Origin of the sequence: Methylocystis iwaonis, from assembly GCF_027925385.1 — a bacterium.
GTDB lineage: Bacteria > Pseudomonadota > Alphaproteobacteria > Rhizobiales > Beijerinckiaceae > Methylocystis > Methylocystis iwaonis.
In genome coordinates this window covers 2,321,394-2,334,506 of record NZ_AP027142.1, presented here as the reverse complement: position 1 = coordinate 2,334,506, position 13,113 = coordinate 2,321,394, and the positions used below count along the sequence as shown (strand labels likewise).

Sequence of the window (13,113 nt, the reverse complement as noted above, 5' to 3'; positions counted from 1 at the left end):
CCTGGATTCCCGATCGCTCGCTGCGCGAGCGTCGGGAATGACAGCGATCCAATCGAGCCGATCTCGTAACCCCTCAGCGGATTTTGCAGAAATTGCGCAGCAGCCTTTTGCAGGCGACGACGCCGGCGACCGCGGGGCCGCGCGTGAGATCGGGCGAGGGGTTGCCGTTGGAGAAGCCCGCCCCGAAATCCGTGACGACCGTGACGCCGGAGAAGAGCATCCCGTAGCGTCGCGCGAGGATCGCCTCGGGAACGATGTTCCATCCGATGAGATCGGCGCCGAGCTGGCGTGCGACCTTTGCTTCGGCCGGCGTCTCGAAGCTCGGGCCGGAGAACCACATCAAAATACCTTCGTGCAGTGAAACGCCCGCGCTTCCCGCGGCGGCCTTCACGCGACGCAGCAGGCGCTTGTCATAGGCGTCGTTCATATTGATGACGGCCTTGCCGTCGGCCGGCGCGCCGATCAGCGGGTTGAGGCCGGTGAAATTGATATGGTCGGTCACGAGCACGATGCTGCTCGGCACGAGGTCGGCCTGCACCGATTGAACGAGCCCCGTGCAGAGCACGCTGCGCACGCCCAGAAGCGCGAGGGTCTCCATCGGTCCGGCCATGAGGCTCGGATCGCCGGTTTCGTGGAAGGTCGAGGTTCCCTTCAGCAGCACCGCCGGGGCGCCGTCGACCATGGAGACGATCAGCTCGCCGTCCTCAAGGCCAGGAGCGACAGGAAAGCCCGGCAGCTCGGCATAGGCGAAGGTGGCGACGCGCTCGCCAATATCAGCAGAGCTGAAAAACAAACGGCTCAAAATGATCGCGCTGTCGACCGCGCCGATGTCGCAACGCGATCTGATAATTGCCGCAGCTTCTTCAGCGGGGGCGCTCATAGGAACCTCTATTGTCCAAGAATCGCTTCGAACTCTGCCTGGGATTGTCGCAGCGCCCGCGGCGGCGATCAAGCATGGCGACAGCGGAGATCAAGGGAGCTCTCGATCGGAGAGCGCCGGTTTTTCGCGGAAGGCCGCCGCAAAGAGCGCGCGCGTATAGTCGCTTTCCGGCTCAGCGAAGAGCTTCGCCGCCGGGCCGGATTCGACGACCTTCCCGTGCCGCATCACGATCAGCTCGCCGGCGAGCGCCTTCACGACGCGCAGATCGTGGCTGATGAAGAGATAGGCGAGGCCGCGCCGCCTCTGCAGATCGCGCAGCAGGTCGATGATCTGCGCCTGCACGGTCATGTCGAGCGCGGAGGTCGGCTCGTCCAGCACGACGAATTTCGGCTCCAGAACGATGGCGCGCGCGATGGCGATGCGCTGACGCTGGCCGCCCGAGAACTCATGCGGATAGCGATCCATGGTCGCGGGATCGAGGCCGGTTTCCGTCAAGGCGCGCGCGACGATTTCGCGGCGCTCGTCGAGCGTCAGCTCGGGCCGCTGCACGGTGAGCCCTTCCGCGACGATATCGGCGACCGACATGCGCGGAGACAGCGAGCCATAGGGGTCTTGAAAAACCACCTGCATGTCGCGTCGCAGCGGGCGCATTTCGGCGACGCTCTTGCCGTCGATGCGCGCGCCGAGAAAGACGATCGGCCCCTCCGAGCGGATGAGGCGGAGCATGGCGAGCGCCAGCGTCGTCTTGCCGGAGCCGGACTCGCCCACGACGCCGACCGTGCCGCCTTCGCGCACCGTGACGCTGACGCCGTCGACGGCCTTTACGTGATCGACAGTGCGGCGCATGAAGCCGCGCTTGATCGGGAACCAGACGCGCAGATTGTCGGCCGAGACCACGATCGGCGCCTTCTCGTCCTCGACGATGGGATCGCCCTTGGGTTCGGCCGTGAGCAGCGCTTTCGTATAGGGATGGCTCGGCGTCTCGAAGACCTTCGCCACGTCGCCGCTTTCGACGATCCGGCCCTTCTGCATGACGCAGACTGTGTCGGCGAACCGCCGCACGAGATTGAGGTCGTGCGTGATGAACAGGATCGCCATGCCATAGGTCTGCTGCAGACGTTCGAGCAGCGCGATGATCTGCGCCTGCACGGTGACGTCGAGCGCCGTCGTCGGCTCGTCGGCGATGAGGAGGTCGGGCTTATTGGCGAGCGCCATGGCGATCATGACGCGCTGCCGCTGGCCGCCGGAAAGCTGGTGCGGATAGGCGCCGAGCCGCGCCTCGGGGTTCGGGATGCCAACCTCGGTCAGCAGCTCGACGACGCGTTTGCGCAAGGCCTCGTACCCGCGCATGCCATGCAGCTCGAGGATTTCGGCGATCTGCTGCTCGATCGTATGCAGCGGATTGAGCGAGGTCATGGGCTCCTGAAAGACCATGGTGATGCGCGCCCCGCGGACGGCGCGAAGCGCGCCGTCGCTGACTTTCAGCATGTCTTCGCCGCCAAAGAGCGCCTCGCCCGTCGCAATGGCGCCCGGCGGCAGGAGCCGCACGATCGAGAGGGCGCTGATGGATTTGCCCGAGCCCGACTCGCCGACGAGCGCCAGCGTCTTGCCGCGTTCGAGCGAGAAGGAGACGCGATCCACGGCGATGGTTTCGCGCCCGCCTTGCAGGAAGGCGACCGAGAGGTCGCGGACGTCGAGGAGGGGGGCGTTCATGGGCGTCGCTTTAAATTCGTTCATCGGCGCTCACGAGTTGTTGGACCAAGCGTCGAGAATGCGGCCGACTCCTGACCTGTCAGGCTCGACCAAAGCCATGCCATCCGGCGGTTTGATCCGCTTGTCGCCGGATAGGAAGAAGTCGCATTGCGTGTGGATCGCCGTAACGACATGGATAGCGTCTGGCAAGCGGTGAGGCGCAGCCTGCCGCAGGTCGGCCGTCTCGATGAGGATTTCTCGTGTTATCGGGCGCAAATCCACGAGACGACTCCAGACAAGCAGGTCGAGATACAGGCGACGCTTCACCCCCAAGGGGAGAGTCCCGGCGCGTGATGTAGGGGCAAGAAGCTCTGCAAGCGTGAGTTCGCTCGTTACGACTGAGAGCGGCCTTCCCCGCAGGGCGACGAGGAGGTTTTGGACAGGCTCGGCCTCGTTCTGCGGCAATTCGAACCCGGCGACAAATGCGTTCGTGTCCATATAGACCAGAGGCGCGGGCACGTCAGGGTGCGCCCCATTCGTCGCGCATGGCGTCGATGTCCGCATTTATCTCGCGCCGAGACGCATACACGTCTCGGCGCAAGGCGAACATTTCTTCCAGGGACATGACCTTCTCGGGGCGATCCTCGGCTTCCAGCGTGACGGTAACCTGAGAGCACGGGTCCAGGCCGGCTTTCAGCTCTTCTGGCAGTTTCTCCGCCGGGAAGTGCCGTCGCACAATCTTGTTCATGGCCTTGGCCTCCTGCGGCATCCTACCACGGATCATTGGAAATTCTTCCTCGGATCGAAGGCGTCGCGCACGGCCTCGCCGATGAAGACGAGCAGCGACAGCATGAGCGCGATGATCGCGAAGCCGGTAAGCCCCAGCCACGGCGCCTGGAGGTTGGATTTGCCTTGCAGCAGCAATTCGCCGAGCGAGGGCGAGCCGGGCGGCAGGCCGAAGCCGAGGAAGTCCAGCGCCGTCAGCGTCGTGATCGACGAATTGAGGATGAAGGGCAGGAAGGTCAGCGTCGCCACCGTGGCGTTGGGCAGGAGATGTTTCACGATGATCCGGAAATTCGACAGCCCCAGCGCCCGAGCGGCGTTCACATATTCGAAGTTGCGCGCGCGCAGGAACTCGGCGCGCACCACGTGAACGAGCGACACCCAGGAAAAGAGCAGCAGGATTCCCAGCAGCACGAAAAAGCCCGGCGTCAGGAAGGACGAGATGATGATGAGCAGATAAAGCTGCGGCAGCGACGACCAGACCTCGATGAAGCGCTGGAAAACGAGATCCACGCGCCCGCCGAAATAGCCCTGTATGGCCCCCGCAGCGACGCCGACGACGGAGGAGATCGTCGCGAGGATGAGCCCGAACAGCACCGAGATACGGAAGCCGTAAAGGAGCCGCGCGACGACGTCGCGCCCCTGATCGTCCGTGCCGAGCCAGTTATATTCCAGCGCCGCGCAGCCGCGGTTGGCTTCGCCCGGGTGCAGGCCCTTGGCGACGGCGGCTTCGCATTGCTTCTGCGTGAGCATCCAGGTCGGCGGCGAGGGCGCCGGCACCGGCAGCTCGAGATTATGCGTGTCGTAAGAATAGTGGATCGGCGGCCAGAGCATCCAGCCATGCGCCTCGATCTCATTGGCGATCACCGGATCGCGATAATCCGTGCGCGCCAGGAAGCCGCCGAACTTCTCCTCCGGATAGGAGACGAATGCGGGAAATAGAAGCTCGCCCTTGTACCAGGCGACAATCGGCCGGTCGTTGGCGAGGATGTTGGAGAGGAGCGACATGACGAAGAGCGTCATGAAGATCCAGAAGGACCAATAGCCCCGCTTATTGGCCCTGAAGCTGGCGAGCCGGCGCTGGTCGAGCGGCGAAAGCCGCAGCAGCCCGTTGCGGGCGATGGGCGGGGCAAGCCTTGTGTCTGTGTCGATCACGCTCATCGGCTCAAACCTCGCGCGTCTCGAAATCGATCCGTGGATCGATCCATGTGTAGGTGAGGTCGGAGATCAGATTTACGACCAGGCCGAGCAAGGCGAAGATATAGAGATTGGCGAACACCACCGGATAATCACGGTTCACAATGCTTTCGAAAGAGAGATAACCGAGCCCATCGAGCGAGAAGATCGTTTCGATCAGCACGGAGCCGGTTAGAAAGGCGTGCACAAAGGCGCCCGGAAAGCCGGCGATGACGATCAGCATGGCGTTGCGGAAGACATGGCCGTAGAGAACGCGGTTCTCGGTCAGGCCCTTCATGCGCGCCGTCTGGACATATTGCTTGCGGATTTCATCGAGGAAGGAGTTCTTGGTCAGGAAGGTCTGCGTGGCGAAGGCGCCGAGCGTCATGGCGCTCACCGGCAACACGATATGCCAGAGATAATCCTTCACCTTATCCAAGAGAGAGAGCTGCCCGAAATCATCGGATGTGAGGCCCCGCAGCGGGAAAATCTGCCAGAAGGAGCCGCCGGCGAAGAGCACGATCAGCAGCATGGCGAAGAGGAAGCTCGGTATGGCGTAGCCGATGATGATGACGTTGGAGGTCCAGGCGTCGAACCGCGTTCCGTCGCGGACCGCCTTTGCGATGCCGAGCGGAATGGAGATCGAATAGGAGAGAAGCGTCATCCATAGGCCGAGCGACATGGAGACGGGAAGTTTCTCGCCGATGAGCTTGATGACGCTTTCGTCGCGGAAATAGCTGCGGCCGAAATCGAACATGGCGTAGTTTCTCACCATCAGCAGAAAGCGTTCCCAGGCCGGCTTGTCGAAGCCGAACTGTTTTTCCAGTTCCGCGATGAATTTCGGATCGAGGCCCTGCGCGCCGCGATATTTGGACGAGGTGTCCGCCGCGCCGCCGGTCGCCTGTGCGCCGCCCGAATGGCCGACGTCGCCGCCGCCTCCCGAGAAACGCGAGGTCGCGCCGACGTCGAAGCCTTGAAGCTGCGCGATGATGCGCTCGACCGGCCCGCCCGGCGCGAATTGCACGATGGCGAAGGAAATGAGCATGATTCCGAGAATGGTCGGGATCATCAGCAGCACGCGTCGCGCGATATAGGCGCCCATTTGTCTATATTTCCCGTTCGGATGTCGTGCGAGATCCGCTTGATTGGATCGGTGTCATTCCCGACGATCGCGCAGCGAGCGATCGGGAATCCAGAGCAGAAACAGCGCTTTTGTGGCTCTGGATTCCCGGTCGGGCTTTCAGCCCGCCGGGAATGACAAGCCCCAATGCGAGCTGTTCAAACAGAACCATTCCAGTCGGCCGAAAGCCTGGGGCAATCAGGCGAAGGCTGGGCGTGAGCGTCTCCCTCCCCTTTACGGGGAGGGTGGCGCCGCGAAGCGGCGTCGGGTGGGGTCCGCCCCGGCCCGAGTCTTGGCGGCGAGAACCCCACCCGGCGGCCTTTGGCCGCCGACCTCCCCGTAAAGGGGAGGTATTGGACGGTGGCGAGCTTGGTCGGTCCTGCCTTAGAGTCCCGATCGATCGGCGAACCACCATCACCGTCCCGCGAAGTTGATTTTCTTGGCCTTCTCTTCGTCCCACCACCAGGTGGAGGTATAGCCCACCTCATATTTCGGCGGCTGGTCGGGTCTTCCGAAGACGTCCCAATGGGCGATGCGGTCGACCGGCGTATAATAATGGAAGAGCGTATAATGCCCGGCGCGCAGCACGCGGTCGAGCGCGCGGCAGACGGTGACGAGCTCGGCGCGCGTTTCCACCTTGAGCGCCTTGTCGATCAGCGCGTCGATCGCCTTGCTCGAAACGCCGGCGAGATTGCGCGAGCCGTTGAAGGTCGCGGCCTCGGAGCCGAAATAATTGCGCAGCTCCTCGCCCGGCGAGTGGCTCATCAGCATGTTGTCGACCGTGACGTCGAAGTCGAAGGTCTCCATCCGTTGCTTATATTGCGCGCTGTCGATTACGCGGAAGGTGGCGGTCACGCCGAGCAGCTTCAGATTCTTGATGAAGGGCAGGGTGATGCGCTCGAAGAGATTATAGCGGTCGAGGAATTCGAATTCGAGCGGTTTGCCGTCGGGGAGAAACAGTTTCTCGCCCTTGCGCACGCAGCCCGCCGCCAGCAGCAGCTCATTGGCCTTGCGCAGAAGGTTGCGATCCTGCCCCGAGCCGTCCGAAACCGGCGGCATGGGCGCGGGGCCGAAGACCTGCGGCGAAAGCTCGGCGCGGAACGGCTCGAGCAGAGCGAGCTCCGCGGCGTCGGGTTCGCCGGTCGCCGCCAGGTCCGAGTTCTCGAAATAGGAAGTGACGCGCTTATAGGCGTCATACATCAGATTGTGGCTCGCCCATTGGAAGTCGAAGGCGTAGCCGAGCGCCTCGCGGATGCGGGCGTCCTTGAACATCGGGCGGCGGGTGTTGAAGCACCAGCCCTGAATGCCGGGGATGCGGTTATTCTGGAAGGTTTCCTTGAGGACGCGCTTTTCGCGCACGGCGGGGAAGTCGTAGCCCGTCGCCCAGAGGCGCGCCGTGTCTTCCACCCGCAGCGTATAGGCTCCGGCCTTGAAGCCTTCGAAGGCGACATTGCTGTCGCCGAAATATTCGAACTTGATGTGGTCGAAGTTGTTCTGACCGACGTTCACGGGCAGGTCCTTGCCCCAATAATCGGCGACGCGATCGAAGCCGTTGAAGCGGCCCTGCTCGAAAGCGCCGATCTTATAGGCGCCCGAGCCGAGCGGCGGCTCGAGCGTGGTCTCGTCGAAGGCGCGGTTGGCGTAATAGGCCTTCGAGAAGATCGGTTGTCCGGCGATGACGAGCGGCAGATCGCGCGTGCGGCTCGGCGCCAGCTTGACGACGAGAACGTCGTCCGCCTCGGGCTCCGCCGAGACCAGATCGCGCAGCATCTGGGCGATGATCGGATGGCCCTTGCTCTTGAGGATATTGAGCGAGAAGGCGCAGTCCTCGGCCGTCAGCGGCGAGCCATCGTGGAAGCGCGCCTCCTTGCGCAGCAGGAACCGATAGGTGAGCTTATCCGGCGAGACGCGCACGGCGCGCGCGACAAGGCCGTAATAGGCGTCGCGCTCATCTAAGCTCGCCGTGAGCAGGCTGTCGAAAATGATCGAGACGCCCTGCGCCGGCGTGCCGCGCAGAATAAAGCCGTTGAGCGAGTCATAGGTCGACGCCTGGGTCGTGAGCGTGAGCTGCCCGCCCTTCGGCGCATCCGCCCTGACATAGCCGAACTGCGTGAAGTCGGCGGGCAGGGCGAGGTCGCCGAAGGTCGAGAGCCCATGGCTCTCGGTCTCGCCCGGCGCCAGAGCAGGCGTAGCGGAAGCCTGTTTTGCGTCTTTGGCGAAGCCAGAAGGGGCGAAGAGGGCGGCGGCGCCGAGCGCGCCGGATCGGATCAGACCGCGGCGGGAGAGCGGATAGGCGAAGGGACGATCAGCCAAATTGACCTCGGGCAGGGGGACGGGCGTCGCTGGCGCGCCCTTCATGATTCTCCCTGAATTATGTCGGTTTTTGGCGGGGCCGCCAGACTTTATGCCATTCGACCGATAGAGAGAGGGGAGGGGGCTTTGGACCGCGAGCCTTCAGGCTCGCCGTGGAATGCGAGCCTGAAGGCTCGCGGTCCGCTCTGACCCTTCGTCCTTCGATAAAGGAAGGAAACAATCGGCGCTATGCCGCGGTGGCGAGATCGGTCATCTGCTGCGACTGTTCGGGATCGTATAGGCGCAACCGTTTCGCGTCGACCTTGTTATAGACGACGGCGACCTCGTTCAAATCCAGCCGCTCCAGCGCGGCGTCGACCTCCGCGGCGCTCGTTTTGTCCCATTCGACGAGGAAGACGGTTCTGTCCGCCTGCGCCGCCAGAAAACGCGCATGCGGCGCCTCCAGCGCCGGCGGGCCATCGATCACGATGACGTCGAACCAGCGACGGGCGAGATTGAGGGTCGCGCGCAGCGTCAAGCCGCTCATGAGCCCCCCGATCGAGCTTTCGCGCGCCACCGTGCGGCCGCCATAGGGAAGAAAAGTATATCCGCCGAACGCCTGATCGACGAGCGCGCTTCTCAAGTTTTCGCCGGAATCGAGAATGTCCAGAAGGCCGAAGCCCGGCTTTTGCACATGGTCGGATTTGTCCGCCTCGATGAGCAGAACGCGGTCGCCGCCCTGCGCGAGATAGACCGCGATATTTGCGGCGATGGTCGAGCGCCCTTCGCCCCGGCGCGTCGACGAAATCAGCAAAGTGACGCTCTCGCCGCCGGCGTCCGGGGCTAAATCTGCGCAGATTTCCGCGAGCCAGGGGGTGAGATTTGGAAGTGTGTCGTCGCTTGGCTCCTGGGCCGGCGCCGCGCCCATGAGCGGCAGGAAGCCGAGGACGCCCGCGCCGCCGAGCCTTTCGGCTTGCGAGGCGGTGCGTAGCGTCGTCTGCCGCCATTCGCGCGCGATGGCGTAAGCGAGCCCCGCAATCAGGCCGAGGACGGCGCTGCCGATGGCGAGCAAGATGCGGCTCGGCGAGGTCTTCGTGGGCGGGGTCGCCGGCGACACGATACGGATGTCGCTGGGCTCCAGCCCCTTGACCTGAGCAAGCTCGCGCTGGCGGTTTAGAAGCTCTTCATAGACATCGCGTTCGGCCTTGGCTTCGCGCTCCAATTCACCGAGCTTGACCATTTGCGGACCAAGCTCGCCGCTTTCCGTCTGCGCGGCCTTCAACTGGCGCGAAAGGTCGGCCTCGCGCTCCTGGGCTTCGAGGAAAGCCGTTTTCGCGGAGGCGATCATCCGGGTGAATTCGGCGCTGATCTGCCGCCGCAGATCGGCCATCTGCGCGTTCAGTCTCAGGACTTCCGGGTGGCGCGGTCCGAGCACGGTCGCTTGATCCGCCGATTGGCTGGAGAGCCGGGCGTAATCGCCGCGCAGCGTGGCGAGCACGGGGGATTGGAGGGATTGCGGCAGGCTCTCGCCGGCGTTCGGCCCCAGTTTTTTCAGCGTTTCGAACCGCGCCCGCGCTTCGGCCGCGCCGGCGCCGGCGAGGACGAGCTGCTGATTCAGTTCGGCGATGCGGCGTTCGAGAAGCGTATATCCTTGGCCCGCATCGGTGACTTTCAGGCGCGCCTTCAGCTCCGCCGCCGCTTCTTCGGCGCGGTTCACGCGCCCGCGAAGCTCGGTCAGGCGCGCTTCGATTTCCTGCGCGGTCTTGGAGCTTGCGCCGGTGCGCAAGTCGTTCTGATCGACGACGAGCTGCTTTGCGGCGGCGTTGGCGAGCCGGGCGCTCGCCTCGGCCGAATTCGTCACGGCGGTGACGTCGATCACGTAAGTCGTGCCACGGCGCGCGATGGCGAGTTTCGAGGCCAGTTTCTCGACCGTCGAAAGACGCTTCGCCTCGGGTTCGTCGCCTTTTCCGCCGAAATAGGGGTCCTTGGTCAGGTCCAGCGCATCGACCAGCTCGGCGAGAAAACCTTCGCCCTTGGCGACCTGCACGAGGCTTTCGATCGCGATGGCGTCGCCGCCGATGTTGGAAATGACGCCGCCCGATTTCGTGACGCGCGCGCTGCGCGGGTCGACCATGACAATTGCGGTCGCCGTATATTTCTTGAAGATAAAAATCGAGGCGCCGAACAGCACTGCGGAGGCGATTGCCGAGGCCGTCAGGATGCGAAGCGCATTGCGACGCAGGAAGAGCCAGACGGCGCCGGGATCGATGATCGCATAGGCGCGCCGCGACGGTTCGCGCCACAGGTCCAGGACGCCATCGGAGGCGCCCGCGCGATCCGTAGATTGGCTGTTTTTTGTCGCGCGCAAATTCGTCATCTAAACCAGTTCACCCAGAGACGCGGGCCCAATAGAATATGCAACTCATTAACCATGCGTTACGGAAGCGATTGTGAAGACGCGATTGTCGAGGCGCGAGGCCCTGCTTCTCCCGCTGGCGGCGGGCCTTTCCACGGCGGCAGGCGCCGAGACCGGCAAGCGCGCAGGCGCACTTGCGCCAAATCTGGCCAAAGGCTTCAATCTTCCCGATCAGGCGCCCGCGCGCGCCGGCCGGTCTCCGAGAGAAGAGACTTTGCGGCGATTGCGCACGCTTGGCATGACCCATGTCAGGCTCCCCGTCGTCGCGGAATATATGCTGGCGCGCTTCTCGGGGCCCGCGACGATCGCGAGCGCGCTCGACGATCTCGATCGGGCGATCGAGCGTCTGCTCGGGATCGGCTATTCGGTGAGCGTCGATCTGCACCCCGCATCGGATTTCAACGCTTTGCATCAGCGCGACCCGCAGAGCGCCCATCAGGCGTTGCTGGAAGGCTGGCCGATACTCGCAAAGCGCATCGGAAGATGGCCGCAGGAAAGAATTTTTGCCGAGTTGCTGAACGAGCCCGCGACCACAGATGACATCTGGCGACCATTCGCCGAGCAGCTTGCGATGGTCGTGCGGGCGATCCTGCCGAAGACATATATTCTCGCCGGTCCCGCGCCTTATCACCGGATCGAAGCGCTCGCCGGCTGGCGCCCGTTTGCCGACGACCGGATCGTATATGTCTGTCATTTCTACGATCCGATGATGTTCACGCACCAAGGCGCGACTTGGGAGCAAAACGCGCCATGGGGGCGCGGAGGGGGCGTTCCCTTTCCCAGCGCCGCGGGCGATCCGACGCTATTGGCCCTCGCACGCGCGGCGGAGAAGAAGGGCGACGCGGGCCTCGCCAATGAGCTGCGCAACATGGCCGCGCGAGCCTGGAACGCTAACGCTATCTCAGCGCAATTCGCCGCGCTCGGGCGCTGGAGCGCGCAGCATTCGGCGCCGGTGATCGTCAATGAATTCGGCGTTCTGAAAGACAAGGCGAAACGCGCCGATCGCTTGGCTTGGCTCGCGGCGACCCGGGCCGCCGTCGAGGCCCAGGGCTTCGGTTGGGCGCATTGGGACTATGACACGTCCTTCGGTCTACTCGACGACTTGGGCGTTATCGATGAGGGCGTTGTTCAGGCGCTGCTCGGCGACAAAGCGCGATCCGTGGCGCCGAGCGTCAGCGCGACGAGCCCCATGATGACGGGCAGCGACAGCGGCACGAAATAAGCCTCCTCCTGATACAGGCCGTTGACCAGGCAGATCAGTAGTCCGCCTGCGGCGAAAGCCAGCGCAGGCGCGCGCACGACAAGAAAGAGCCGCCAGCTACAGCGGGCGATCCAGAGATAAAAGCCAATCACGAAGACGATGCAAACGCCCATCTGAAACAGCAGCACGCCGAAAGCGCTTTCGACCGCGACTTCCGACGCGCCCGCGCTTTGGAAGGCGCTCCAATCGAGCTTCGAAAAATCCTCGATCGACAGATTGCCGCCCTCGCCAAGGGTGTGGCCGATCGGCAGCTTGAGGAAGCCGTTGAGGCCGCCCAGCAAGCCGATGACGTGGTAATCGCCGCTCCCATAGCCGGTGATGAAGACGAGGATCGCGTAGACGGCGAGCGCCGCTCCCAATGCGAGGATCGGCGCGTTGGAGCGCGCGCGCTTGGCGGCGGCGACGAAGCCGATGCATCCCACCGCAAGAATGAGCGGTCCTTTGGCGCTTGTCGCGAGCAGCAGCGGCATGGCGAGCGCGGCCGAGAGCGGAAAGCCATTCACGGCGAGGAAGGCGATGAGGATCGAGAGAAGATAGGCAAGGCTGATCGTGTTGAAGTTCGGCCCATTCAATCGCTGCACCTGAATGCCGAGATCGGCGGTCAGCGACGTGTTGAAAAGATTTGTGCGGCCATAGTCGAGCGGGCTCGTGATCACCATGCCCTGTTGGGCCGCGGTTCTGATCTCATCGACATTGAGCATGCGCTTCTCTGTGAAGAGATCAAGATAGTAAAACCCGTTGGTCAATGTGAGCCAGGCGTCATTTGCGAGCAGCTCGACATAGCAGCAGGCCATGATCAGCCACAGCAGCACGACCAATGTCTGCGGCAGCGGAATGCGGTGCCGGACGCCGACGATCAGGAAGCTCTGGAAGATGAAGAGCGGCAGGCTGATGTTGCGCAGATAAATGACGGCGCTGCGCGGGTTGATCGCCAGGCCGAGAATGAAATAGACGCCGACGATCGCAAGAACGCCGGCCGACGCCAGGATCATGCGCGTCACAAAGGGCGAGAACGCGCCAGCCTCGCGCAGATAGCCATAGGCGACCACCGCATAGCAGACGATCGTCGTGACGAAGTTATAGCTTTTCAGAAGCTCGATGTCGGAAAAGCTCGAATAGTTCACCGAAGCCAGAGAAATGAAGACATTTTGAAAAATATTCGCGACCAGGACGATGACCGGCACGTCCTGCTCGAAGACCCGCGCAGCGAGGATCGAAGCCACGATACAGAAAACAAGCGCGACGGGTTGCGAGGCGATGTGGAGCGCAATCGGCGCGCCCGTCAGCAAGAAGGCGATCGCAAAACCGCGAAGCACATCCTCCCAGGGAGCCCGCGCGGCGGCTGGGCGGCCGGCGGCGCGCGGCGGGTTTTGGCGGCGTTTAGCGGAGACAGTCATCGCGGGGCTGGACGCGCGCATCGAACATCCCCCGATCCAGGCCGGCCATCTTTTCCCAGCGTCGACTAATATCGCGTAAACGGCCTCTGGCGCTAC

The 13,113-nt window shown here is 63.5% G+C and carries 10 protein-coding genes; 1 reads left to right on the top strand and 9 read right to left on the bottom strand.

The genetic code is table 11. From position 1 onward, the window contains the following. Positions 1-73: 73 nt before the first annotated feature. The 8 genes from QMG84_RS11320 to QMG84_RS11285 form a co-directional block, all read right to left on the bottom strand. A complete protein-coding gene (locus QMG84_RS11320; protein WP_202071959.1) occupies positions 74-880 on the bottom strand; it encodes a phosphorylase family protein in 807 nt (268 codons plus the stop codon). Positions 881-970: 90 nt separating this feature from the next. Continuing rightward, positions 971-2,593 (bottom strand): ABC transporter ATP-binding protein, encoded by a 1,623-nt coding sequence (locus QMG84_RS11315; RefSeq protein WP_281927972.1) that lies wholly within the window; start codon positions 2,591-2,593, stop codon positions 971-973. Positions 2,594-2,623: 30 nt separating this feature from the next. Continuing rightward, on the bottom strand, positions 2,624-3,091 hold the full coding sequence (locus tag QMG84_RS11310) for a type II toxin-antitoxin system VapC family toxin (protein WP_281927970.1): 468 nt from the start codon (positions 3,089-3,091) through the stop codon (positions 2,624-2,626). Between the two features lies 1 nt (position 3,092). After that, positions 3,093-3,320, bottom strand: a complete 228-nt coding sequence (locus QMG84_RS11305) for a hypothetical protein (protein WP_281927968.1) — start codon at positions 3,318-3,320, stop codon at positions 3,093-3,095. Between the two features lie 32 nt (positions 3,321-3,352). Next, positions 3,353-4,516 carry an ABC transporter permease gene (locus QMG84_RS11300; RefSeq protein WP_281927966.1) on the bottom strand — a complete coding sequence of 388 codons (1,164 nt, stop codon included), beginning with the start codon at positions 4,514-4,516 and terminating at the stop codon, positions 3,353-3,355. Positions 4,517-4,520: 4 nt separating this feature from the next. Beyond that, a complete protein-coding gene (locus QMG84_RS11295) occupies positions 4,521-5,633 on the bottom strand; it encodes a microcin C ABC transporter permease YejB (protein ID WP_281927964.1) in 1,113 nt (370 codons plus the stop codon). 432 nt (positions 5,634-6,065) lie between these two features. Next, positions 6,066-8,009: an extracellular solute-binding protein gene (locus tag QMG84_RS11290; RefSeq protein WP_281927962.1), complete on the bottom strand. Its 1,944-nt coding sequence runs from the start codon at positions 8,007-8,009 to the stop codon at positions 6,066-6,068. A 181-nt stretch (positions 8,010-8,190) separates the two neighbouring features. Further along, positions 8,191-10,320: a GumC family protein gene (locus QMG84_RS11285; RefSeq protein WP_281927960.1), complete on the bottom strand. Its 2,130-nt coding sequence runs from the start codon at positions 10,318-10,320 to the stop codon at positions 8,191-8,193. Positions 10,321-10,393: 73 nt separating this feature from the next. Here QMG84_RS11285 and QMG84_RS11280 point away from each other — a divergent pair, with 73 nt between their 5' ends. Further along, positions 10,394-11,581: a glycoside hydrolase family 5 protein gene (locus QMG84_RS11280; protein WP_281927958.1), complete on the top strand. Its 1,188-nt coding sequence runs from the start codon at positions 10,394-10,396 to the stop codon at positions 11,579-11,581. Here the strand turns inward: QMG84_RS11280 and QMG84_RS11275 are convergent. After that, on the bottom strand, positions 11,488-13,038 hold the full coding sequence (locus QMG84_RS11275; RefSeq protein WP_281927956.1) for a hypothetical protein: 1,551 nt from the start codon (positions 13,036-13,038) through the stop codon (positions 11,488-11,490). The genes QMG84_RS11280 and QMG84_RS11275 overlap by 94 nt on opposite strands. Positions 13,039-13,113: the final 75 nt, after the last annotated feature.